This is a genomic window from Serratia sp. AS12 (assembly GCF_000214195.1).
GTDB classification, from domain to species: Bacteria; Pseudomonadota; Gammaproteobacteria; order Enterobacterales; family Enterobacteriaceae; genus Serratia; species Serratia plymuthica.
On record NC_015566.1, the window covers coordinates 3100645 to 3123408 of the forward strand.

Consider the following 22764-nt stretch of genomic DNA (forward strand, 5'->3'; position numbering starts at 1 on the left):
GAAGCCGAGATACCCGGGCCTAGCGCACCGAGGGGCACTCCGGCGGGCAAGCCGCTACGACCCCTTCGGCACGCTCTCCCTAATAACGGGCTTTGTCAGCCGTCTGAGACCTGCCCATGGCAGGTCTTTTTGTTTCTGGCAACGCATCGCCCCGACTATCGCCCTGCCGGTTGCCTGGCTCCTGTGCGCGCGGCAAACCTGGTCGCCAATCCCCATAGAACAGCCGTGAGCAACGATAAGCCTATCGCGCCGTACACAGCCAACTTGATCCCACTTTCCAGCGGATGAAATACCGTCATTAGCGCGCCGAAAATCGCCACGCCAAACGCGGAGCCGCTTTGCCTGCCGGCATTGAGCACACCGGCTGCAATGCCCGCCCGTTCACCCGCCACCTCATTCAACAACGCCGCCGTGGCCGCAGGCGTAATGATCCCAGCCGCCAGGCCAAGCAAAGGGAAACACAGTGCAATACGCCAGTAAGGCGGGCTTTCAGCCAGCGCCAGCAAACTACCAAAACCCAGCGCATACAGCAGCAAACTCCAACAAACTACCCGCCCCGCGCCAAACGCCTGAACCAGACGACCGGAAACAAAGCTGCCCAGCGTGACCATGATGGTCAGGGGAAGAAATGCCATGCCGGACTGCAGCGGCGACCAACCCCGAACCTCTTGAAAATAAAGATTCAGCAGAAAGAACGCCCCGTAAAACACCAACGCAGAAACCAGCGAAACCCATGCCGAGGCGGAAAAAACCGCGCTGCGGAAAAGTGCCGGCGGCAGCATCGGCTGCCGGCCTCGTCGCTCTATCACTACAAACATCAGCCAGCTCAAGGCAGCCACGGCGATACCGCCCAACACCCAGCCAGAGTCCCAGCCAAGCCGGGCGCCTTCAATCAACAAGGCCACCGAAGTGGCTAGCGCCACAATCACCGTCCCCTGCCCGGCGTAGTCCATCTGGCGCAAGGACAGTGGCGGGCGAACGGCCGCAATACGCAGAGTAAGCCCTATTCCCAACACGATCACCGGGATATTGATCCAAAACAGGCTGCGCCAGCCCAGCAGTTGGATCAGCACGCCACCGGCCAGCGGCCCCGCCGCCATCGCCACGCCGCCGCATCCGGCCCATACGCCAATGGCACCCGCCCGCTGTTTCGCCTCGGGGAAGGCCGCGTTAATCAGCGTTAAGGAACTGGGTACCAGCAAAGCGGCCCCAACACCTTGCAATAGTCTGGCGGCGACCAGTACGGGTAATGCCCCCGCCAACCCGCAAAGGGCAGAAGCGCAGGCAAAGATCGCCAACCCGGCAAGGTAGACTTGCCGTCCCCCTAACCTGTCGCCCAACGTCCCGCCGCTGAGCAACAGGCTGGCGAACGCCAACGTATAGGCGTTCACTACCCACTGCAGGCCGGTAATCCCGGTCCCCAGATCGGCGGCGATCGGTGGCAAGGCGACGTTAACGATCGACGTATCCAGGATGACAATGACATAGCTGAGGCTGGTCGCCATCAGTACTCGTTTTTGTTGTTGATTCAAGCTTGCCACTCGTTACGGACCCAGACTGATGAAAGAGGCATTGACTATAAACCGCTATTAGCCTGGAATACTTCGAAGCATATCGAAGTGTGTTCTGCGCAATGAAAACATCGCCTGCTATCGATAAAGGAGAAACTCGTGGGTCAACATAATATTGCATCCGTTGCGCATCTGATCGCCGAACCGGTACGGGCGGTGATGTTGATCACGCTGGCCGACGGCAACGCGCTATCGGCCAGTGCGCTTGCGGAGACGGCAGGCGTCACCCCGCAAACCGCCAGCTCGCATCTGGCAAAGTTGTTGGACGGCGGCCTGCTTAGCGTCGAACGGATTGGGCGCTATCGCTATTACCGTCTCTCGGGGCCGCACGTCTCGCATCTGCTGGAAAGTCTGGCGTCGATCGGGCCGGTAACGCCGGCCTGGCGCAATACGCCCAACCGTTCTGCGCGTGAGATGCGTTTCGCGCGCTGCTGTTATGATCATCTGGCCGGGAAAGTCGGCGTCGCTGTAACGCGCAGCCTGCTGAAACAAGGGCTAATCGTCGAAAATGGCGCATGCGAATATGTGCTGACGCCGGCCGGCGCTAATTGGTTACAGGCGTTGGGCGTTGAGGCGGCCACAGTCGAGCCAGAGGGGGTTGGCAAAGGCCGCCAATGTCTGGACTGGACCGAGCGGCAATATCACCTCGCCGGGCCGCTGGCGGCTTATCTGCTGGACGCGTTTTGCCATTGGGGCTGGCTGCAGCGTTTGCCGGCAACCCGGGCGCTCAGAGTAACCCCACAGGGCTGGACGGCGTTGAAAACGCACCTCGCCGTTGAGCGCGCAGATCTGGGGGATGATTCGGTCAATGGCGAAGCGGCATATCCGGTGGTTTAATCGGCTTGACGACGGTACAGGCCTATAACGAAATCCGTTTCACAGGCGAATGTTTCGCTGGCACTCAGGCGCTGTTGCACCTCTGGAGAAGCCCGCCAGGCGAAAGGCGTCATCTGCAGCAGGTTGGCCGCCTGCTCGCCCGGCAGCGTCATCGGGTACGCCAGTGTCTCGAGCCGCTCACAGTCAAACCCCGTCAGTTGCTCATCGGATTCCGCGTGCAGTTGCACCTGCTGATAAACCTGTTCTTTCAGTTGATACAGATGGCGCGGGCCAGGTGATACCGTCACTACCACGCCGCCGGGTTTGACCACCCGTGCCAGCTCTTCGGCTTTGCACGGCGCGTAAATGCGCAGGATCGCGTCCAAAGAACGGTCGGCAAAGGGTAAACGGTGGCTGGACGCCACGCAGAATGGCACCGCAGGGTAGCGCTTGGCCGCATAGCGGATCGCCACTTTGGCAACATCCAGCCCATAAACGGTGATGTCGCGCGGCGCCAAACGTGCCGCCACTTCAGCGGTGTAATAGCCTTCGCCACAGCCAATATCCAGCAGCGCCTGCGCCTCGCTCCCCAATGCCTGCTCCAGCAGTTCCGCCACCCGTTGCTGCAGCGGTCGATAAAATCCGGCGTCGAGAAAAGCGCGCCGCGCCTGCATCATTTCCGCGCTGTCTCCCGGCTGCTTCGAGCGTTTATGCTGCACAGGCAGCAGATTGACATAGCCTTCTTTGGCACAGTCAAACTGATGGTTGGCATCGCAACGCCATTGCAGGTGAGAAAGAAGAAGCGGCTGGTGACACAGAGGGCACTGATAAGACATGGTTGGATTCCAGAGAGATACGGCGCAGGTAGTCTAAAGAAGGCTTCCGCACGATGCAAGGCAGGCCTAGCCAACGGGTAAAAAAGCTGGCTACACTGACGATATGTTTTCTGACGCAGGCAAAGACGTTATATGACCGACTACTCCCCGCTTCTCAGCACCGTTGCGGCCATTCAGCACGGTTTCGGCCACAAAAGTGCCCTGCTGCCCGGCCACCTGCAACCCTATCGCGCCACGCTGCCGGAAAAAAAACAGGTGCACGGAACCCGCATCGTCGACATTCATCATGCGGCCCAAATTTGCGGTGAAGCCGACGGTTTCTACACCACCCAACCCGGCATTTTGCTCAGCGTATTGACGGCAGATTGCCTGCCGGTCATTTTCAGCCGCAATGACGGCTCGGCCATTGCGGCCGTGCATGCCGGCTGGCGCGGCTTGCTGGATGGCATTCTTGAGCAATTGGCGGCGCGTATCAGCCGCGATGACTCAACGGAAAACTGGGTGGCCGCCATCGGCCCGGCTGCCGGCCCGTGCTGTTATGAGGTGAACGAAGAGCTGGTTGCGCGCTTTAAACAGCAGTTGCCGCTGCCTGCCGCCTTGATCAGTCCAAGCTATCGCCACCTGGATCTGGCCGCCATCGCCGAATACAAACTCAGCGAACTGGGATTTGCCGCCGTTGATCGCGCCGGGAGTTGCACCATCTGCACGCCGAATACCGACTCGCGGCACCCGCAGCGCTTTAAATACACCAGCTACCGCCGCAACAGCCACCGGCGCGAGCAGGATCCTGGGCACCCAGGCATTACCGGCCGCAATCAGTACGCGGGTATTATTATCGCCGGCTGAGCGCAGACACGAAAAAGCCCGCACGAAGGCGGGCTTTTTGTACAGCTGACGCTGATTAGATAGCAGTAACGTTCACTGCAGATGGGCCTTTCTGGCCATCTTGGATTTCGAACTCAACGTTCTGGCCTTCAGCCAGGGTTTTGAAGCCGTTACCCTGGATTGCAGAGAAGTGTACGAACACGTCTTTGCTGCCGTCAGCTGGGGTGATGAAACCGAAACCTTTAGACTCGTTGAACCACTTAACTTGACCTTTGATCTTTGCCATCTTGAGTATTTCCTTTGGATTGTTTAAACCGCCTGTAGGCGTTACATAGACAAACTAGAGTCGTTACTGCTTGAGGCACTAAGATAAGGATCGGCAGAGAAGCGGTATTCAACGCTAACGTCTTTACTCAGAACTTCTTTACTGAAAATGCCACACATATACAGAACTGTACCTCGTTTTACCCAGATGCGTTATCACATACTCTGTATTCGATGGCAAGCCATTTTTAATCACTGATGGACCTGTCGCACATATTTGAAACGGTCGATAGCAACATAAGCTTAAATAGGCTAAAAGATGTTGAAGCCTTAGCTATTTTCTGCTTAACGCTCACACCGCGCTACACTCCGCAGCCTGACTGAATTTTAACAATTCTTTCATCCGATCGCTCCTCTGCGATACAACATATAACCGCCATCGGGCGCTTAGAACGTTAAAAAATTTGAATCTTTATGGAATTTCTTATACAACATTTGAATATCGATGAACGGGTGCCTTTGATCTCCAACTCATCAGACCACCAAGCTGCCATCTGGATGGCCCAACGCCGGTGCCGCCGCCTGTCTGATAACCTTTCCGTCGCCGGAGAAAATAATACCGATGCTAATTATTAATATTAGTGAGCGTGAATACCCTTTGCACAATCGGATCCCCGGAAAAAAACAAATGGCGCTGCCGCTTTAAGGTGCATAAGCATGCAACGGGGGAATTTACGCACCATCATTGTGCATAACCGGATAAATATCCTGCTGACGACGGGATTAAATAACGGCAATAACCCTGACATCCGTGAGAATGTATAACCAAATTAAATCTTAAAAAGACAGGGGGTATTTACTCTGCCGATAAAGCCAACTCGTGGGTCTAATTATTTTGTCTTTTTGCGCACCTCGCTATTTACACCCACTCATCAGGCCCGGCACCGGATAACGCTCTCCGCCGTTCCCCCGGATAACGGCAGCCCGCAACCGGGCGGCCTTACAGGCGGTTCAATCCGAAAAGCCGTCCCTCACGGGACGGAAGTTACCCCTTAAGAGTTAGAATCAAGTGCAATGCGCTCGCCAATTTTGATGGGCAAGAACTGATGCCGCTCTATTCCGGCAGAACTCAACGCCAGATTTAATTGCTGTGGCGGCTCATCCAACGACTCATCGGCCAATTCAAAAACGCCCCAATGAATCGGAATAACCCGCGGCGAATTTAATTGCTGATACAACGTCACCGACTGCTGCGGATCCATATGTTGTTCCTGCATGAACCAACGCGGTGCATAAGCGCCTATCGGCAACGCCGCCACGTCAAACGGCCCCAGGCGCGCGCCAATATCCGCCAGCCGCTCCGAATAACCGCTGTCGCCAGAAAAATAGAAACGCAGTGCCGGATGATGAATAACCCAGCCGCACCACAAAGAGCGGTTGCGATCCCACAAGGTACGCATGCTCCAGTGGCGCGCCGGCGTACAGTGGAACGTTAACTCGCCCAATGACAGACTGTCCCACCAGTCCAGTTCCTCCACACGCTTGAGGCGATAACGCCGAAACCAGTATTTTAACCCCAGAGGCACGATAAAGGTCGCGTTGGGAAAACGTTGCGCCAGTTGGCGCACAGTGCGCCGATCAAGGTGGTCATAATGGTTGTGAGAAATCAACACCACATCCACCGCCGGTAATTGTTGCACCGTCAAGGGCGGCGGCGTTTTGCGTTTAGGACCGTAGAAACTCAGCGGAGATGCGCGTTGCGAAAGCACCGGATCGATCAGGATATAGCGGCTATCCAGACGCAGCAGCATCGAAGCGTGCCCCAGCCACCAGATGCTGTCATCGCTGCCGCTGAGGTCGGCAGGCTGCCACCAGCGCTGGGTAAACTGCTGATACCCCAACTGCGGCGGTTTGGGCAACCCTTGCTGCTTGCGCTCATTCTGCCAGCGTCTCAGATCCCCTTCCTGACGCTGAGTCGGTTCCGGATTGCGAAACCCTTCCGGAGTGTGATGCGCTTTAGCGGCATCATAGTAACGATTGGTTCTCTTCATCCTGCTGTTCTCCCGACCACTGCGGACACCCTGCACGGGCACTGTCGCCAGCTTAACAAGATAGCCTGCTACCGCGCTTTGTGAACCGTGCGCAAACGCGACTGACCTTTTCGCGTATTTTGTTGTCACAGTCCCTATGAGCATGCCAGGGCCATAAAGAGCCTGTTAAGCATCTCTTAAGATCTTTATGATTTACTTATAGGACATTCAGAAAAGGAGAAGTTATGAGCCGTTCTACATCACGCAAATCACGTGTTCGTCTGGGCCGTATCCGTAGCGCGATGCGGCAACAGAGCCAGTATTGGAAAATGTACGCGGCGATGAAGCTCCGCCGGGTGAGAGTGCCGGCACCGCTGGTGCTGCTGTTTGGCGCGCTGGTGAGTTTTTTCATGTTGGGCGTGCTGATGCTTAGCGTGGTCGCTATCGATATCGTCACCACCCTGTTCCTGCTGTGCAGGAAGCTGTTGGGGCTGGGCCGCGGCAATCAGGGCACGGCCTTTATGCCACGTAGCTAAAGCCTGAACCGGAGGCGCGCAAGGCGCCTCCGTTATAGATTAACGCCGCACTTTGGCGCCTTTACGGCGCGTCAGCATAAAACCCACCCACAACAGCAGGATCCATACCGGCATCAGCAGTACGGAGATGCGGATCCCCTCGCTGAAATACATGATCACCAGAATCAGGCTGAGAAACGCCAGGCACAGGTAGTTGCCAAACGGATACCACAACGCCTTGAAGCTCGGGATCACCCCCTGGCGGTTTTTCGCCGCACGGAACTTCAAGTGCGCCAGGCAAATCATCACCCAGTTAATCACTAACGTAGACACCACCAGCGCCATCAGCAGCTCAAACGCCTTGCCGGGCATCACGTAGTTGATCAACACGCCGACAGAGGTCACCAGCGCCGACAGCGCAATGGACAGCACCGGTACGCCGCGCTTATTCACCCGGGTCAACATCTTCGGCGCATTCCCCTGCGTCGCCAAGCCAAACAGCATGCGGCTGTTGGCATAGACTCCGCTGTTATACACCGACAGCGCCGCCGTCAGCACCACCACGTTAAGAAGCGTCGCCACCAGGTTGCTGTTCAGCGCGTGGAAAATCATCACAAACGGGCTGCCGCCTTCCACCACCTGGTCCCATGGGTAGAGAGAAAGCAGTACGGTCAGTGAGCCGATATAAAAAATCAGGATGCGGTACACCACCTGGTTGGTGGCTTTCGGAATGCTGCGGCGCGGATCGGCGGCTTCCGCTGCCGTGATGCCGACCATCTCCAGCCCACCGAATGAAAACATGATCACCGCCATCGCCATGACCAGCCCTTCTATGCCGTGCGGCATAAAGCCCCCCTGCTCCCACAGGTTGCCGAAACTGGCTTGCGGGCCGCCATTTCCGCTGGCCAACAGCCAGGCGCCGAAGACGATCATGCCGACAATCGCCACCACCTTGATGATGGCGAACCAGAACTCCGTTTCGCCATACAGGCGCACGTTGACCAGGTTGATCAGATTAATCAGCACAAAAAATACCGCAGCGGAGACCCAGGTCGGGATGTCCGGCCACCAATACTGAATATAAATCCCTACGGCGGTTAACTCGGCCATGCCGACCAGAATGAACATGGCCCAATAGTTCCAGCCGGAAAGGAAACCGGCGAAATCGCCCCAGTATTTATAGGCAAAGTGGCTGAATGAGCCCGCGACCGGCTCTTCAACCACCATTTCACCCAGTTGGCGCATAATCAGAAAAGCGATAACGCCACCGATTGCGTAGCCCAGCAGCACGGAAGGACCGGCCATTTTAATGGTCTGCGCGATGCCGAGAAACAAACCGGTGCCAATGGCGCCCCCAAGGGCGATGAGTTGTATATGTCTGTTTTTTAAACCGCGTTTTAGCGGAGTATCCTGTTGCTGACCGCCCATCTTACCCTCATATGGCGTTGAATCTCGTCGCTTTTGCACAAGATTTCGCCAATCAATAAATGTATCTGCGGGCGGCTTTTTAACACTTAACCCCGGGAGCATCAAGGAGAAGCACCCCGGTAACAAGGACCTGGATGCTATTTCATGCAAAGAATGGCGCCGGAATGGCTGGGATTCAGCCTGGCAGGCCGCATAGCTTGGTCAGATTGCGTGCGCCAATCATCAGCGTAGCGACGTAGGACTGGCGACGCGTGACCACTTCCACTGCCACGCGATCGTTTTGATATTTTATCAGGTAGGTTGAGGGCCAGCCCTGTCGGCGCTGCCCAAAGCTTTCGGCATGACGATCGATTGCCGCATGGGCAATCACCAGATGAGACAAGTTTTTATCACCTTTAATAATGCGCTTCATAAACAGGCTCCGCCAGAGACAGTTCTGTTGTCATAAAAAGGGAAAAATCATCAGTATTTCTGGTGGTTCAACGGGCCATCTCGGTGGTTTGCTGGCTCAGCAGGAAACAGATCATCGCGGCGCGCAATGGGCTGTTGCTGTCTGCCTGCCACTCACCGCTCTGGGTGATCATGCGGGCCTGCCACAACGGGTTATCACTTTGGCCGTCAGCATTCAAACTGATTTTATTGGCGCAGATAATCGGCCAGGCATCGGAGGGATTCTTGCAATAATCTTTACCTTTCACGCCGCCATAAGGATACCATTTTTCCGGGTTTTCTCCGGTGATCAACGCAATGCTGCGGTTCACCTCGGCGTCGCTTTCTTCATACCATTTAATCATCGGCTTCATCCATCTTTCGTAAGGTTGGCGCTACATTACGATGCCAATACGACAGATTTATGACAAAACGACGGCTTTTCATATTATCCATACTAATGTTTTTTCATCTTTATATTCCCCATTAGGATGATTACACTTTTTACCTGTTTCTTTGCCCGGAAATTATCGCCATGTTGAGCGGCCTTAACCACTTGACGCTCGCGGTACGTGACGTCAACCGCAGTTTCGATTTCTACACCCGTCTGTTGGGATTCATCCCGCATGCGCGCTGGCAAAATGGCGCCTACCTGTCCCTTGGCGAACTGTGGTTGTGTCTGTCATGGGACAGTTCGCGAGCGGTGGACACGCCGGGCGACTATACCCATTACGCATTCAGCGTGACGGAGGAAAATTTTGCACCCGCCGCATTAAAGCTACGCCAGGCGGGAGTAAAAGAGTGGAAAAACAATCGCAGCGAGGGGGAATCACTGTATTTTCTCGATCCCGACGGGCATCAGTTAGAAATTCACGGCGGCGATCTGGCCAGTCGTCTGGCAGCATGCCGTGCTCAACCTTATCAGGGGATGGAGTTTTTCTGAGGAAGGTGGGTGGCGCAAAGTGTGTGAAGCGCCACCCGGCAGGCATCTGATTAACGTTCGGGGATAAAACTCTTGAAATCCAACGCCGGGCTGAGATCGTCATCGTCCGCCACGCTGCCGCCGCGAGCGCTTTGCGCCAGGCTCTTCAGTAACGCCGTTTGCTGGCGCTGCTGCTCGGCGATTTCCTGCAACAGGCGAATCTGTTCATTGGCACGCACGCTGGCGCGGTTCACCAGGAACCAGCCCCATAATCCCACCAACAGCGCCAACGCTGCGATGGCCAACGAAACCAGGCTATTTGGACCAAAACCTAAATCGTACATGGACAACCCTATCTACTGCTAAAATCAGGCGGACATCTTAGCACTCCGGGTATGGGCACGAACATCTCCGCAGAAAATTGTTGCGCACCGCCGCGCACCTCACCAGGGAACAAAGCGAGTGATTGAACAAATTCCCAACGCAAACCTCTCCCCCTCGTCACAATAACTGTCCAGTGCCAGCAGATAAAAAAACAAACAGGCAGCCAGAGCCGCAATTATCACGAGGATTTTTTTTCGCAACAAATTTTAGCAGCCTCATTGTTATCTTGGTAATTGGTTTCTCAGCCTATCACGGCTAACTTAAACGAAGTTTAACCGGTCGTTTAGAAATCTCACCTGGGTTTATTTTTCAGAATGTTACCGTTGCGCCCTGCTCTGGCTCGTGGCTATATCGCTACGACAATCAATAACAGGAGTCAAAATGGGCAAGCTGATTAAGTGGATCGTAGCGCTGGCGGTGCTGTATGGCGCATTTCTGTTTTCGGGGTACGGGGTGCTTATCGGCAGCAATCAAAACGTCGGAGGGCTGGGGTTGCAGTGTAAATACCTGACGGCGCGGAATGTGGTGATAGCGCAGTATCTGCACGGTGACAACGGCGTGATTGGCATTGCCGACTGCCCGCTGTTCAAAAAGATCGAAACGGTGGTGGATTGATCACCACCGTCCGAAACCGCCGTCAAACGGCGGTTTCACATCAATTACGCGTGAATTTCATCTCAATCAAAGCAATCGCTTTTTCAATAGCCCGCCGCGTCACCGGATCGGCGCCGGCAGGATGGGTGGAAAAATCGATGCTTTTCAACTGACTTGCCATTTTGTCCCGCACCTCGGTAGGTGCGATAACGTCAATGACATCCAGAATTTGTTTGATGACCAGTTGGCAGGCGACCAGATCGGATGCCAATTCCTGGTCGTTGCTCAGCATGTCGGACATAGTGACTTTCCTTCTTAGTTCAGACGCCGCACAGAATACCATGCCGCCTGCCGCTTTTCCGCCCCCCTTGCCGTTTGCCGCTGAATTTTCAGCGCTAATGCGCATTGGCCATCAAAACGCCCTGCCGAATTGACCTATACTTGGGCTTGAGCGTTGCGCTTGGCGGCGCATTGCAAATGCTAACCTGACGGGAGAACGTAATGGCAAACCACAATGTGAAATCCTGGGCAACAGTGCGCGAAACTTCGGTTGAAATTGCCGAGGCGATTTTTGAGCTGGCGAAGAACGACGAGATATTGGCGCAAAAAATCTGGGAGGAAGGCAGTGACAAAGCGCTGGAAATGGCCTTCGCAAAAACCAGTGCCGATCAGCTGTACTGGGGCGAAGAAACCGTAGAACGCAAAAACGTCTGATCGGGCATTATCAACAAAAAGCCTAGATGAACGATGCCCAGTGCATTTCAGGCTGCAGCCAAAACGCGCAGGCTTGAAACACGACGGGTATGAACATCCAGGCTTTTTCGGTAGTCTGTCACATCCCACAGCGGGTTATATTGTGGCCTGATATCACGGCTCTTCACCTCCCACACCTTCCGCATTATTCATTCTCATCACCGGTGTCACCATAAAAGCGGCAACGCCCACGATTACAACCAGAGTAATAATCACTGTCATTAACATGCGATCACCCCATCAACGCTGAGTTGTTACGGCTGACTCTGTCTAGGCGGTTTATTTCCTGCGGCCTGAACCACTTCAGTATCAGCGGTAGCGGGCAATCTCAGATTAGCCGTTTTTCCTTCCGGCTGACAAGCCACCTGATGATGGTTTTTCCGAATAATTTCACCCTGGCGCAGGTGGGCTTTTTGTCCGGGGCGGCAAGTTGTGTATACTTCACCGCTATGTAGATCTCACACAGACGCACTGATGATACAAGAACATCACCTCTCATTGGTCTGCGCCCTCAGTAAATGGGTCGAAACTCACCTAGGTAGAGTGATCCATCTCGAAGAGCTGGCCGAGTACTCCGGCTACTCCCTGTGGCACATGCAGAAGCTGTTCAAAGAAGCGACCGGGATTTCGCTGGGCAAGTATATCCGCGAACGCCGCCTGGCCGGTGCGGTTTATCAATTGCGCAGCAGTGACGCTACCATTTTTGACATTGCACTGGATTTTGGTTTTGGCTCGCAGTCACATTTTACTTATATGTTCAGAAAACGGTTCAACATCACGCCTTATGATTTTCGCCAGGATTTAAGCGTAGATTTGCACATCGCCCCGCCGTTGCACGTCATCCATCAAAAAACTGCCTGACCGCTCTCCCGCCGTACCCAGCGGCGGGCTAATGGGCCCAAATGACCACCAATATGGCAATCAACGCAGGGAGCGCCTGGACCTTAAGAATTTTACGGCTCGCCGTCAGGCCGCCGAAGATGCCCGCCACCAGCACGCAGCCGAGGAAAAACAGTTGCACCGTCGGGTCAGCACGCCAGACTCCCCATGCCAGCCCGGCAGCCAGGAAACCGTTATACAACCCCTGGTTAGCGGCCAGCACGCGCGTTGCAGCCGCAAATTCCGCCGTAGTGGCGAACACACGTCTGCCGGTCGGCGTCTGCCAAAGGAACATTTCCAGGATCAGGATATACAGATGAATCGCGGCTATGAATATCACGATAACATTAGAAAAAATTACCATTATATTTACCAAGGTTAATTAAGGGCTCGGTTTAATAAGTATAACCGCATTCAGAAAGTTGCGAATAATCAGACATAAAAAAACCCGCCGCAGCGGGTTTATTACCTAATCATTCAGTGTTAGCTTAGCGCAACAACCAACATAGCTGCGATAGAGATCCAAAAAGCCGCCGTTGCAATAACAACATGGGATAATCTTGCACGATAGAGTACTTGGCTCATAATGACCTCACAGGCTTCTGACTAGCGGTTAGATAACAACACTTCTTGAAAGATATCTTAATCCACTGCTCCGACCAATTATTTGCGCCAGATCACTATTTACCAGATAAACTATATTCGATCTAAAACATGGACTTTCGATCACATTAATTCAGCGTTAATAGAAAGAAATGAATAAGATCATCCCGCCGTTATAGCCAGAGGGCATCAAACTTCGCTCCAGGGCAGGTGTGGTGCGGTCATACGCGGCCCGCTATAACCACTCACATCCGGAAAACGGCTATTCCCCTGCTCCCAGTCATGCTGCGCCTGGGTAATATCTTGCTTACTGTGGCCAACAAAGTTCCACCAAATGAGAATCTCTTCGTTTAATGGTACCCCGCCGATTAATAATGCCCGGCTGCCCTTCTTGGCATTTAACCCTATTTGGTTAATATTCATCCCTAAATAGGCGAACTCATCAGGTGAAAATTTTTCATCATTAACCTCAATTGCACCAACAAGGGGCAAAAAACCTATTTCATAGTCTTCCCGCAAGGGTAAAGGTAAATAGCCGTCGCTCTGCCACTCCAAATCAATGGCGATTAATGGCGAAAAAGTAAACACCGGAGAACGGTATTCCTCAAACTCCCCCACCAGCAAAGTATGTCTAACCCCATTTCGTTCCCAGGACGGCAAATCGGGATAATGATCGAAGCGCGGCGCCATATCGGCATCGTCGGCAGGGAGAGCAATCCACAGCTGTGCGGCATGTAAACGCCGCTCTTCTCCCGTTGACTGTTCGGTATGGGCGATACCGCGCCCTGCCGTCATCAGATTGACCTGGCCCGGACGAATCACCTGCTCGCTACCCAGGCTGTCGCGATGCAGCACCTCTCCTTCAATCATCCAGGTAAAGGTTTGCAAGCCAATATGCGGGTGCGGACCCACGTCCATACCTCTAGAGGAGCCGCTGAAGACCGAAGGTCCGGCATGGTCGAGAAAGCACCAGGCGCCCACGGTACGGCGTTCGCGGGTAGGTAAGGCACGATTGATCGGGATACCGCCGACTTCGGCATTGCGTGCGGTAATGCGTTGTATCTGACGCACACCCTCGGCCGTAGGGCAGTCACGGGAAGAAGAAGAATGGGTTGGGCGGGAGTTGCTCATAGTAACGCCTCCAGAACGGCACACAGGTTGAATTAATGGCAAAGCCAGCTTATCACACAGCCGGCGGCCTCAATGCAACCTGGGAGGCGGAGTGCGTCAGGGCGTCTTGATATAGCAGCCTTTTACATCAACTTCGTCACGTGCATGCTTCAAGTCGGAGAAATACGTCACACCAAAGAGTATCGATACGACCAGCAACACGGAAACCAGCAGGCCGATAACAGCCAGCAGTTTGGTTTCATCGTGGAGATTATGCTCCATTTTATCTCCTGTACAGAACGACATCATGTCAGCCACAGGGTGACTGACAGCGTAAAGATGATCAGGGAGCAGGACGCGATCGCCAGCACAATGATGGCAAACTGCGCATCTCCCAGAGTTTCACGGTAGTTTTTGTCTTGTGAGGCATTACGTTGTTCTTTCACAAAATCTATCTTAACTCATCACGCGTAAACGCTACTGTTATGGGATGGTCGATAAAAACTCGCTACTGCGGTTTTCTTAGATTCTGCGTCAACGCCATTCGGACCTCAATAGTGGCAAGACGCTATCAACTTTCCTCGCCAGGGTCAACATCCCCCGGGAGCTGAGGCGGCGGTGAGTATAAAACATTCACAACTTTTATTAAAAGTAAAAAATAATCAGTAAAACTGATAGTAAATGCGATAAAAAAAGCCCGATATCACATCGGGCTCCTGGATATCTTATCTTCTTTACTGCGGAATGCGCAGAACCTGTCCTGGATAAATCTTGTCCGGACTGGACAGCATGGGTTTGTTCGCTTCGAAGATCTTGTTGTACAGATTGGCGTTACCGTACACCTCTTTCGACACCGCGCTCAGCGTGTCGCCCTTCTTCACGGTATAGAAACGGCTCTCGGCTTCAGATTGTGCAACAGACACCTTATCTTCCACACCGCTGATACCCGCCACGTTACCGATCGCCACCAGGATTTTTTCTTTCAGTTCCTGGCTGACGGCGTCCCCGGTCACCACGGCTTTGCCATCCACCACCTGCACGTCGACCTTATCGGCACCCGGCAGGCCGATTTTATCCAGATGCTCCTTCAGTTTGGCACTTTGGTCTTCGGCAGTCGCATTGCCGGTCACTGTGTCCCACAGTTTTTCGCCAGCTTCTTTGACGAAGTTAAACAAGCCCATATTCACTCCTTTCGATGGTTACAATGTTGCGTTCGCTTAAGGCTTGTTAAGCTTAGCACTGCAAAACGGATATTCAATTGCTCCTGCGGCATTCAGCCGTTGGAGTAATCCGAAAGTGCACCCTTTTGTTGCCAATCCATCACTTTGCACCGATTCTCGGGCTGAAAGCCCCCCGTTTTTACCTACAATAAAGGTATGGAAAGATTTGGGTAGAGGACGAAAGACGCTATGTACGCACTGGTGATGTTTGTATGTTATCTGGATGGCGGCTGCGCCGATATCGTGGTTGACGTGCTGCGCAATGAACCCCAGTGTCTGGTCGTCATGAAGGAACAAAATCTGCGCCACGCCGGGTGTTTTCCGGTGGAAGATTTTATCGATGGTTTCTGGCTGCCTGCCAGTGAATATGCGCCGTTGTAGAGCGGTCTTCCATTTTTCCGCTGCTTACCTCTGAGGAATTTCTGAATTCATCGGAAAAGTGGTGTATCTGCGATATTTTATCCCGCTGCTTTGCTAAATTGCTTCACCCGAACGATATGGAGACGGCGTCATGCCCGTATCTGCTCTCTCAGACGAACATTATGAAACCCTGTTACGCGATGTCAGCCTGGTGCTCGGTGGCGCGGTGATCCAACTGATCAATCTCAACAAGAAAGTGTCCGGCAATAATATTCTGGCCCATTTGGTCACCGAGATTGAACATGAGAAAAATCAGCAGCGCTTTGAAACCCTGCGCTCCGCTATTGAAGTCGTGGGCCTGGCAGCCAAAGGATAGCGTCCCAAAAAAGAAGGCAGAGCTTGCGCCCTGCCTTTTGACCGTTATCCCGACACAGGATGAAGGTAATAGCGTTGAAACTTAGAAACGATAAGTCAGGTTGACCGCGACGATATCGTCTGTGCTCAGTTTCAGCTTGTTGTCGTCATTCAGTTGGTTGATTTTGTAATCAACATAGGTGTACATGTTTTTGTTGAAGTAGTAAGTCGCGCCCACTTCCACGTATTTCACCAGATCGACATCGCCAAACCCTTCGATATCCTTGCCTTTGGACTGCACGTAAGCCAGAGAAGGACGCAGACCGTTTTCGAACTGGTACTGAGCGACCATTTCGAAGTTCTGAGTTTTGTTGGCGAAGCCAGACACGCCGTTGCCGCTGATTGGCGTCATGTTGCGGGTTTCCGCATACATTGCCGCCAGGTAAACCTGATTGGCGTCGTATTTAACCGCAGTGGTCCAGGCCGTCGCGCTGTCGCCTTTGCCGTACTGCAGTTTCTTTTGATCGCTGGTGCGGTTCGAGTCAGAGAATGCCGCCGCCACACCGATACCTGAGCCGCCGATATCCTGGTAATCCAACGACAGACCGTAGCCGTCACCGTTCTGCTTGGTCACGCTGCGACTGTCGCCGTCGTTTTTGCCCTGGTACTGTACTGCCAGGTTCAGGCCTTCCACCAGACCGAAGAAGTCACGGTTACGGTAAGTCGCCAAGCCGTTGGAACGCGCGGTCATGTAGTTGTCGGTGTAGCTGTAGCTGTCGCCACCGAATTCCGGCAGCATGTCGGTGTAGGCTTCCGCGTCGTACACCACGCCGTAGTTACGACCGTAGTCGAATGAACCGTAGTTGGCGAACTTCAGACCGGCAAAGCCCAGACGGGTTTTGGTGCCAGTAGTGCCCTGCGCTTCGTCGTGGTTGGCCTGGACGTTATATTCCCACTGGCCGTAACCGGTCAGTTGGTCATTGATTTGCGTTTCGCCTTTGAAACCCAGACGGACATAAGTCTTGTCGCCATCTTCAGATTTATCATCGCTGAAAACATGTTTGGCGGAAACGCGACCGTACAGGTCAAGTTTATTGCCATCCTTATTATAAATTTCAGCCGCGTTGGCAAAGGAGGTCATTGCCGCAAGGGCAACAGCTAAGGCTAATACACTGCGATTCATCATTTATTTTCCTAGATATTATAATTAAAAACCTGCCCATCACGCCCAATTTATGATTTGGGCTGTGATCTTTATCATTTAGTATTTTATGAGCGCCCCTAATCAGGGGCCATGTGACATTAGCATCATGAATCCAAACTTCAAAAGAAAAAGTTCATAAAATACCGTGGGTAAAGCATGTTTATTTGTAACTTAATATTACAAACAAAGCCAGCATCAAATCATTGATTAATATTGATATTTGACACATAACTTATAACCAAATTGGTGCATTGCACCAATTTAGTGCAAATCACTTTCTTTTTGCCTACTTTCTAAACGATACGTAAATAACATTAAACTTAGCGTGGTTACTAATAACGTTACTTATTTCACATTTTTATCTGAACAAAGTCGCTGCGTTGATTTAGACCATTAACCGAGTTTTAATCAGATCTTTTACGGGTTCTCATAGTCAATACGATTCAAACCGTCAAAATAGTAATACCGGGGGAAATTAAATTTAAGAAATGGCAACAGTGAATAGCGGATATATAAAGAGAAGGGAATGAACAAATACTACAGAATAATACACCATACTAACTCCAGGTTGCAGCTGACAATGCTACAACCTGGTGCACACCGCAAATGAAAACCACCACATGGCTGACAGATTAATACAGCGTGCTGCGCGGCACCTCAGTCAACACCATACCGGCACGCAGCCCAAGCGCCACGCCAGGATTGGGGAACAAAATCCACTCGCTGGCATGTTGAACCCGGTACTCCTCACCCGGTTGTTCGCACAACAAAGTGCCCTGCTTAAGCTCGGTAAAGTTGGCGGTGTCGTCGCTAAGGTGCAGCCTGAAATCCTCGCTTCGCTTAATCAACGACTGTTCTACGCGGAACAGGCGCAGCGCCTCACCCGGCCGCAAAGGTAAAGGCTCAGCGCTCACCACCCCCTGCAACGCACGGTTAATGGCGGCAAACTGTTGCAGATCGTTGCTGCCGAAGGGTTTCGCCTTGCCCAGCTCCAACGTACAACTTGCGGCGTCGGCGTGCTCGCTGGAAAAATGGCTAAAGGTGCCGCCAGGCGCACTGTGGATCACCAGCGCGTCAAGATCGGCGGCATCCAGCACTCCCAGCATCTCCGCACTGTAAGGCCGCGTCTGGAAGGGCAGAATGCCAAAACGCGGCAGCCGCGATTCACGTATCGCCGTGTGCAGATCATAATGGAAACGCGCGGCCTCTTCCCCGTCGAAAAACGCCGTTATCACCTGCTCCAGCTGCTGCGCCCGCGCGGTTTCACCGCTGTGGTTAAACTCGCGATAGCGGCCGCCGAACATGCGGTTCATGTCACTGTGCAGATAACGTTTACCTGCGCGTATCGCCGCCGGGTTACCCAGCACCACCAACAGCCGCACCGCCAGCGGCCTTTCGCCCGCCAACAACGCATTGACCAATTGGTTCAGCAGTTCAATCGGTGCCGTTTCATTACCGTGGATCCCGGCGGAAAGCACCACCGCCTGCCGGTAAGCCTGGTGTGGGGTGATTTCCAACAGGCCTTCCCCCTGCCAGCGCCAGTGCACATTCAGGTTATCACCCTGCTGGTTGGTCGGGGCTTGCCCCGCCAGCGTCAGGGCCAGCAAATCAAACATGGCAGCTCCGTCTATTGTTGGAAAGGATAAACCGAGCCCAGCCCGAGGATAGACGTCAACGCGTCCAGCGCATCGCGCCCCTCGCGCAGCAACTGCGGATCGGCCAAATCGTTTTGCGTCAGCCGATCGCGGTAATAGCAGTCGACCCACTCATTGAGCGTAACGAATAGCGTATCGTTCATCATCGCGCGCGGATTCACCGCCCGCAGTTCCTGTTCATTCAGCGCCACACGCAGTCTCAGGCACGCCGGCCCGCCGCCGTTACGCATGCTCTCACGCAGATCGAATACCTTGATTTCATCGATCGGCCCGCCGCCGGTCACCGTCTCGCTCAGATAGCGCCACACACCGCCATGCTGGCGTGACTCTTCCGGCACCACAATCATCATCTTGCCGTCAGGTTTGGTTAAAATCTGGCTGTTGAACAGATAGGTCGATACTGCATCCGCCACCGAGACCTGCGCCGTCGGCACCTCAATCGCCGTCAGTTCGCAGCCCAGCGTCGCCATCTTGCGGCGCACCTCGTCCAGTGCTTGCTGCTGCTGATGAAACGCCTGCTGATGATGGAACAGCACGTTCTGGTTACTGACCGCAATCACGTCGTTATGAAACACGCCCTGGTCGATCACCGCCGGGTTTTGCTGCACAAACACGGTGTGCTGCTCATCCAGTTGATGCAGGCGAGCAATCGCCTCGCCGGCCTCACGCGTCTGGCGTGCCGGGTAGCGTGTCGGGGCAGTTTCGCCACCGAACTCCTGGCGCCCATAGACAAACATCTGCACGCTGCGTTTGCCATAGTCGCCGCCCAGCCGGTTGTGGTTGGCCGCGCCTTCGTCGCCAAACAACGCCACCTGCGGCAAGGCTTCGTGATGGGCGAAATGGCGTTCATCGTTGAAAATCGCGCGCAGCACGCCGGAAGTGGTCTCGGCCTCAATCGCGCGATGGAATTTATTGTTCAGGTTGGCGGCGGTGAAATGCACCTTGCCATCTTTACTGTCCGCGGAAGGCGAAACCGTCGCCGCATTGGCGGTCCACATGCAGGAGGCCGAACTCAGCGCCGACAACAAACGTGGCGACTGACGCATCGCCTGCGCCAATACGGCCTCATCGCTGCCGCTGAAGCCCAGTTTGCGCAGCATCGGCACATGCGGCCGCTCCTGCGGTGGCAAAACACCCTGCTGGAAGCCGAGATCGGCCAGCGCCTTCATCTTCAGCAACCCCTGCTTGGCCGCCAGTTTCGGGTTGGACACGCTGTTTTGGTGCTGCGTAGAGGCTTCATTACCAAACGATAATCCGGCGTAATGATGGGTCAGGCCCACCAGACCATCGAAATTGACTTCATATCCTGACATGCTGTTCTCCCGGGCCGAGCAGGCTCGGCCCTATTCAAAAAACATACCCTATAAATTTCGCGTTGGCCGCTCAAGCCGCGTCCCTGCGCTCAAGGGTCGCTAACCTGTAATGACCCCCACCGGCCTCAAATTTAGGGTGTATCGGTCTTAAACGAAAGTCCTGGCGACAGACTTGCCGGCAGCGTCAAACTTTCGCTTTCCAGCGACGCCATTGGCCAGGCACAGTAATCCGCCGCGTAATAGGCGCTTGGGCGGTGGTTGCCCGAGGCACCCACGCCGCCGAACGGTGCGGCACTGGAGGCACCGGTCAACGGCTTGTTCCAGTTGACGATACCGGCACGCGCTTCCAACAGCAGTTGATCAAATCGCTCACGCTGCGGTGACACCAGGCCGACAGACAGGCCATAGCGCGTCTGGTTGGCGATGCGCAACGCCTCGTCAAAGTCGTTATAGCGAATGACGGTGGTCAGCGGGCCGAAATATTCTTCATCCGGCACGTCTCGTACGCCAGTCACATCAATAATGCCGGGGCTGAGCAGCGCACTGCCGCTTTCCAGCCGCTGCATGGTCAGCAAGGCTTTGCCACCCAAAGACAACAAATGATGCTGCGCCGCCAGCATTTTTTCCGCCGCCGCAGGAGAGATCACCCCCCCCATGAACGGCTGCGGTTCAGCATCCCAGCGACCGACGCGCAGAGCGCTCGCCACCTGCACCAAACGTTCAATAAAGGCATCGCCCTCGCTGCCGCGTTTCACCAGAATGCGGCGCGAACAGGTGCAACGTTGGCCGGCGGAGATAAACGCCGACTGAATCGCCAGATTAACCGCCGCATCGCGATCGTCAATCTGATCGACAATCAACGCGTTGTTGCCGCCCATTTCCAACGCCAGCATCTTTTCAGGCTGCCCCGCCAATTGGCGATGCAGGTGATAACCGGTCCCTGCGCTGCCGGTAAACAGCAGACCGTCGATATCTGCACTGGCGGCCAGCGCTTCGCCGGTTTCACGCCCGCCCTGCACCAGGTTGATCACCCCGTTTGGCAAGCCGGCCTGCTGCCACAGCTTCAGCACTTCCTCGGCGGTCAGCGGCGTCAACTCGCTAGGTTTAAAGACCACCGTATTACCCGCCAACAGGGCCGGCACAATGTGGCCATTCGGCAAATGGCCCGGGAAGTTATAAGGTCCGAACACCGCCAGCACGCCATGCGGCCGGTGGCGCAGCACCGAAGCGCCGTCCGCCATCGCAGTTTCACTGATGCCGGTGCGTGCCTGGTAAGCCTGCAGGGAAATCGCCACTTTGCCGATCATCGCCTGCACTTCGGTCAGCGTTTCCCAGCGCGGTTTGCTGGTTTCACGGCTGATCACCGCCGCCAAATCCTGTTTATGCTCTTCCAGCAGGGCAGCAAAACGCTTTACCAACTGCTCACGCTGTTCAAACGGGGTACGGGCCCAGGCCGGGAACGCGGCGCGAGCAGCCTCGCAAGCGGCGGCGACATCACTGCCATCGGCGGCATTGGCCTGCCACAGCGTCTGGTTGTCGACCGGATCGGCCTTGCCGAATTCAGCGCCCCGGCCCTGTTGCCAGGCGCCGTTAATAAACAGTGCAGGATGTGACATTAGGCTTTCTCCTTTGAAATGAGGGGGATGACCCGCACCAAGCTGCCTTGCTCAACGCCCAGCGCCGCAGCGGTTTCCGCATTGAGATGCAGACGCTCGTCATACAGATCGGCATTGACCAGCAGTGCGCGGTAGGACTGATAATGATCGTTGGCCACCAGAAGAGCCGGCGCATCGGCGCGCATTGGCGTCTCGTCCAGCACCACTTTCACCGTGCGGCTCTCTTTGACCGCACGGATATGGTCGATTTCCGCTTCCAGCGTCGGGCCGCCGTCGAAGATATCGACATAGCCCTGATAGCGCAGGCCCTCAGATTCCAGCACCCGGCGGGCAGGAACGGTCTGTGGGTGCACTTGGCCAATCACCTTCTGCGCATCCTCAGCCAGGAAATCGACATACAGCGGGTGTTTCGGCATCAGCTCGGCGATAAACGCCTTCTGTCCGGTACCGCTCAGGTAGTCCGCCTTGGCGAACTCGATGGAAAAGAAATGGTTTCCGACGCTCTCCCAGAACGGCGAACGGCCCTCTTCATCGGAGAAACCGCGCATTTCGGCAATCAACCGCGCGGAAAAACGCTCACGGAAAGCGGCGATAAACAGGAAACGCACTTTCGACAACAGCTTGCCGTTTTCGCCGTGACGGTAGTCCGGATCGAGGAACAGCGTACACAGCTCGGAATGGCCGGTGTGATCATTACTGAGAAACAGCGTCGGCACCGATTTATAGACGTTCAACTGTTTGGACGCGTGCACCTGGGTACCGACGCGAAAGCTGTACCAGGGTTCAGTCAGCCCAACGGCCACTTCAATCGCGCAAACCCCTACCGCCTGCTGGCGCTCGCTGTCCTCCAGCACAAACAGATAGCACTGCTCGCCGCGTGGAAGTTCGCCTTGCCAGGTTTTTAACGCCCGCTCAATGCGCGCCGACAACGTATCTTCATCTTGCGGCAGGGAAGTGAGACCGATGCCGGATTTACCGGCAAGCGTCAGTAAATCAGCCAAATCGCGACGCTCTATAGGGCGAATAATCATCATAATGCGAACCTCGTCAGAATCAGGCTGCGCCGGTTAAGGCGCAGCCTGT

The 22764-nt window shown here is 54.5% G+C and carries 30 protein-coding genes; 9 read left to right on the forward strand and 21 right to left on the reverse strand.

From position 1 onward, the window contains the following. Positions 1 to 155: 155 nt before the first annotated feature. The gene (locus SERAS12_RS14545; protein ID WP_013813367.1) at positions 156 to 1541 is read right to left on the reverse strand and encodes an MFS transporter; all 1386 of its coding nucleotides are present in this window, start codon (positions 1539 to 1541) and stop codon (positions 156 to 158) included. A gap of 129 nt (positions 1542 to 1670) precedes the next feature. Between SERAS12_RS14545 and SERAS12_RS14550 the strand changes: the two genes are divergently transcribed. Continuing rightward, entirely contained in the window at positions 1671 to 2408 is a 738-nt protein-coding gene (locus SERAS12_RS14550) for a helix-turn-helix transcriptional regulator (RefSeq protein WP_013813368.1), read from the forward strand. Here SERAS12_RS14550 and rlmA read toward each other — a convergent pair. Then, positions 2405 to 3223 (reverse strand): 23S rRNA (guanine(745)-N(1))-methyltransferase, encoded by an 819-nt coding sequence (gene rlmA / locus SERAS12_RS14555; RefSeq protein WP_013813369.1) that lies wholly within the window; start codon positions 3221 to 3223, stop codon positions 2405 to 2407. The two genes, SERAS12_RS14550 and rlmA, sit on opposite strands and share 4 nt — an antisense overlap. 132 nt (positions 3224 to 3355) lie before the next feature. Between rlmA and pgeF the strand changes: the two genes are divergently transcribed. Then, positions 3356 to 4069 carry a peptidoglycan editing factor PgeF gene (gene pgeF, locus SERAS12_RS14560; RefSeq protein WP_013813370.1) on the forward strand — a complete coding sequence of 238 codons (714 nt, stop codon included), beginning with the start codon at positions 3356 to 3358 and terminating at the stop codon, positions 4067 to 4069. 55 nt (positions 4070 to 4124) lie between these two features. On the opposite strand, the gene cspE is transcribed toward pgeF, so the two are convergent. The 3 genes from cspE to SERAS12_RS14570 all read right to left on the reverse strand — a co-directional run bounded on the left by cspE (position 4125) and on the right by SERAS12_RS14570 (position 6363). Next, on the reverse strand, positions 4125 to 4334 hold the full coding sequence (cspE, locus tag SERAS12_RS14565; RefSeq protein ID WP_002221949.1) for a transcription antiterminator/RNA stability regulator CspE: 210 nt from the start codon (positions 4332 to 4334) through the stop codon (positions 4125 to 4127). A gap of 41 nt (positions 4335 to 4375) precedes the next feature. Next, positions 4376 to 4492, reverse strand: a complete 117-nt coding sequence (locus SERAS12_RS25690; protein ID WP_002211058.1) for a DUF2627 domain-containing protein — start codon at positions 4490 to 4492, stop codon at positions 4376 to 4378. A gap of 872 nt (positions 4493 to 5364) precedes the next feature. Beyond that, complete coding sequence (locus SERAS12_RS14570) at positions 5365 to 6363, reverse strand: MBL fold metallo-hydrolase (RefSeq protein WP_013813371.1); 999 nt, start codon at positions 6361 to 6363, stop codon at positions 5365 to 5367. Positions 6364 to 6587: 224 nt separating this feature from the next. Here SERAS12_RS14570 and SERAS12_RS14575 point away from each other — a divergent pair, with 224 nt between their 5' ends. After that, on the forward strand, positions 6588 to 6878 hold the full coding sequence (locus SERAS12_RS14575) for a hypothetical protein (protein WP_006325941.1): 291 nt from the start codon (positions 6588 to 6590) through the stop codon (positions 6876 to 6878). A gap of 39 nt (positions 6879 to 6917) precedes the next feature. Here SERAS12_RS14575 and SERAS12_RS14580 read toward each other — a convergent pair whose 3' ends face one another. From SERAS12_RS14580 to SERAS12_RS14590, 3 genes are all read right to left on the reverse strand, one after another. Continuing rightward, positions 6918 to 8285, reverse strand: coding sequence for an amino acid permease (locus SERAS12_RS14580; RefSeq protein ID WP_013813372.1), 1368 nt, complete (start codon positions 8283 to 8285; stop codon positions 6918 to 6920). 175 nt (positions 8286 to 8460) lie between these two features. Continuing rightward, complete coding sequence (locus SERAS12_RS14585) at positions 8461 to 8697, reverse strand: DUF4060 family protein (RefSeq protein ID WP_004945669.1); 237 nt, start codon at positions 8695 to 8697, stop codon at positions 8461 to 8463. A gap of 67 nt (positions 8698 to 8764) precedes the next feature. Further along, positions 8765 to 9079 carry a phage protein NinX family protein gene (locus tag SERAS12_RS14590; RefSeq protein WP_013813373.1) on the reverse strand — a complete coding sequence of 105 codons (315 nt, stop codon included), beginning with the start codon at positions 9077 to 9079 and terminating at the stop codon, positions 8765 to 8767. 170 nt (positions 9080 to 9249) lie between these two features. On the opposite strand from SERAS12_RS14590, the gene fos reads away from it, so the two are divergent. Then, on the forward strand, positions 9250 to 9657 hold the full coding sequence (fos, locus tag SERAS12_RS14595) for a fosfomycin resistance glutathione transferase (protein ID WP_013813374.1): 408 nt from the start codon (positions 9250 to 9252) through the stop codon (positions 9655 to 9657). A 50-nt stretch (positions 9658 to 9707) separates the two neighbouring features. On the opposite strand, the gene SERAS12_RS14600 is transcribed toward fos, so the two are convergent. Both SERAS12_RS14600 and SERAS12_RS25695 read right to left on the reverse strand, forming a co-directional pair. Further along, positions 9708 to 9980: a YebO family protein gene (locus SERAS12_RS14600; protein WP_013813375.1), complete on the reverse strand. Its 273-nt coding sequence runs from the start codon at positions 9978 to 9980 to the stop codon at positions 9708 to 9710. Positions 9981 to 10079: 99 nt separating this feature from the next. Continuing rightward, positions 10080 to 10223 carry a PhoP/PhoQ regulator MgrB gene (locus SERAS12_RS25695; protein WP_006325944.1) on the reverse strand — a complete coding sequence of 48 codons (144 nt, stop codon included), beginning with the start codon at positions 10221 to 10223 and terminating at the stop codon, positions 10080 to 10082. A 178-nt stretch (positions 10224 to 10401) separates the two neighbouring features. On the opposite strand from SERAS12_RS25695, the gene SERAS12_RS14605 reads away from it, so the two are divergent. Beyond that, a complete protein-coding gene (locus SERAS12_RS14605) occupies positions 10402 to 10635 on the forward strand; it encodes a YobH family protein (protein ID WP_013813376.1) in 234 nt (77 codons plus the stop codon). Positions 10636 to 10675: 40 nt separating this feature from the next. Here SERAS12_RS14605 and SERAS12_RS14610 read toward each other — a convergent pair whose 3' ends face one another. Continuing rightward, the gene (locus SERAS12_RS14610) at positions 10676 to 10915 is read right to left on the reverse strand and encodes a DUF2766 family protein (protein ID WP_004945684.1); all 240 of its coding nucleotides are present in this window, start codon (positions 10913 to 10915) and stop codon (positions 10676 to 10678) included. Positions 10916 to 11115: 200 nt separating this feature from the next. On the opposite strand from SERAS12_RS14610, the gene SERAS12_RS14615 reads away from it, so the two are divergent. After that, positions 11116 to 11328 carry a YccJ family protein gene (locus tag SERAS12_RS14615; protein ID WP_013813377.1) on the forward strand — a complete coding sequence of 71 codons (213 nt, stop codon included), beginning with the start codon at positions 11116 to 11118 and terminating at the stop codon, positions 11326 to 11328. Positions 11329 to 11841: 513 nt separating this feature from the next. Then, positions 11842 to 12228 (forward strand): helix-turn-helix domain-containing protein, encoded by a 387-nt coding sequence (locus SERAS12_RS14625; protein ID WP_013813378.1) that lies wholly within the window; start codon positions 11842 to 11844, stop codon positions 12226 to 12228. Between the two features lie 28 nt (positions 12229 to 12256). Here SERAS12_RS14625 and SERAS12_RS14630 read toward each other — a convergent pair whose 3' ends face one another. The 5 genes from SERAS12_RS14630 to lysM form a co-directional block, all read right to left on the reverse strand. Next, positions 12257 to 12610, reverse strand: a complete 354-nt coding sequence (locus SERAS12_RS14630) for a DUF1304 domain-containing protein (RefSeq protein ID WP_013813379.1) — start codon at positions 12608 to 12610, stop codon at positions 12257 to 12259. Between the two features lie 428 nt (positions 12611 to 13038). Then, positions 13039 to 13980: a pirin family protein gene (locus SERAS12_RS14635; RefSeq protein ID WP_013813380.1), complete on the reverse strand. Its 942-nt coding sequence runs from the start codon at positions 13978 to 13980 to the stop codon at positions 13039 to 13041. 96 nt (positions 13981 to 14076) lie between these two features. Continuing rightward, the gene (locus tag SERAS12_RS26475; RefSeq protein WP_013813381.1) at positions 14077 to 14241 is read right to left on the reverse strand and encodes a hypothetical protein; all 165 of its coding nucleotides are present in this window, start codon (positions 14239 to 14241) and stop codon (positions 14077 to 14079) included. A gap of 23 nt (positions 14242 to 14264) precedes the next feature. After that, positions 14265 to 14405: a hypothetical protein gene (locus SERAS12_RS26480; RefSeq protein WP_004945701.1), complete on the reverse strand. Its 141-nt coding sequence runs from the start codon at positions 14403 to 14405 to the stop codon at positions 14265 to 14267. 288 nt (positions 14406 to 14693) lie between these two features. After that, a complete protein-coding gene (lysM, locus tag SERAS12_RS14640; RefSeq protein ID WP_004945703.1) occupies positions 14694 to 15140 on the reverse strand; it encodes a peptidoglycan-binding protein LysM in 447 nt (148 codons plus the stop codon). A 228-nt stretch (positions 15141 to 15368) separates the two neighbouring features. On the opposite strand from lysM, the gene SERAS12_RS14645 reads away from it, so the two are divergent. Both SERAS12_RS14645 and SERAS12_RS14650 read left to right on the forward strand, forming a co-directional pair. Next, the gene (locus SERAS12_RS14645; protein WP_006325949.1) at positions 15369 to 15560 is read left to right on the forward strand and encodes a YebW family protein; all 192 of its coding nucleotides are present in this window, start codon (positions 15369 to 15371) and stop codon (positions 15558 to 15560) included. Between the two features lie 130 nt (positions 15561 to 15690). After that, positions 15691 to 15915, forward strand: a complete 225-nt coding sequence (locus SERAS12_RS14650) for a biofilm development regulator YmgB/AriR family protein (RefSeq protein WP_013813382.1) — start codon at positions 15691 to 15693, stop codon at positions 15913 to 15915. Between the two features lie 81 nt (positions 15916 to 15996). Here SERAS12_RS14650 and SERAS12_RS14655 read toward each other — a convergent pair whose 3' ends face one another. The 5 genes from SERAS12_RS14655 to astA all read right to left on the reverse strand — a co-directional run bounded on the left by SERAS12_RS14655 (position 15997) and on the right by astA (position 22715). Then, positions 15997 to 17079, reverse strand: a complete 1083-nt coding sequence (locus tag SERAS12_RS14655) for a porin (RefSeq protein ID WP_013813383.1) — start codon at positions 17077 to 17079, stop codon at positions 15997 to 15999. Positions 17080 to 17729: 650 nt separating this feature from the next. After that, the gene (gene astE, locus SERAS12_RS14660) at positions 17730 to 18713 is read right to left on the reverse strand and encodes a succinylglutamate desuccinylase (protein ID WP_013813384.1); all 984 of its coding nucleotides are present in this window, start codon (positions 18711 to 18713) and stop codon (positions 17730 to 17732) included. Between the two features lie 11 nt (positions 18714 to 18724). Beyond that, positions 18725 to 20065 carry an N-succinylarginine dihydrolase gene (gene astB / locus SERAS12_RS14665; protein WP_013813385.1) on the reverse strand — a complete coding sequence of 447 codons (1341 nt, stop codon included), beginning with the start codon at positions 20063 to 20065 and terminating at the stop codon, positions 18725 to 18727. Positions 20066 to 20196: 131 nt separating this feature from the next. Further along, the gene (astD, locus tag SERAS12_RS14670; protein WP_013813386.1) at positions 20197 to 21681 is read right to left on the reverse strand and encodes a succinylglutamate-semialdehyde dehydrogenase; all 1485 of its coding nucleotides are present in this window, start codon (positions 21679 to 21681) and stop codon (positions 20197 to 20199) included. Next, positions 21681 to 22715, reverse strand: a complete 1035-nt coding sequence (gene astA, locus SERAS12_RS14675; protein ID WP_013813387.1) for an arginine N-succinyltransferase — start codon at positions 22713 to 22715, stop codon at positions 21681 to 21683. The genes astD and astA overlap by 1 nt, the downstream gene beginning before the upstream one ends. Positions 22716 to 22764: the final 49 nt, after the last annotated feature.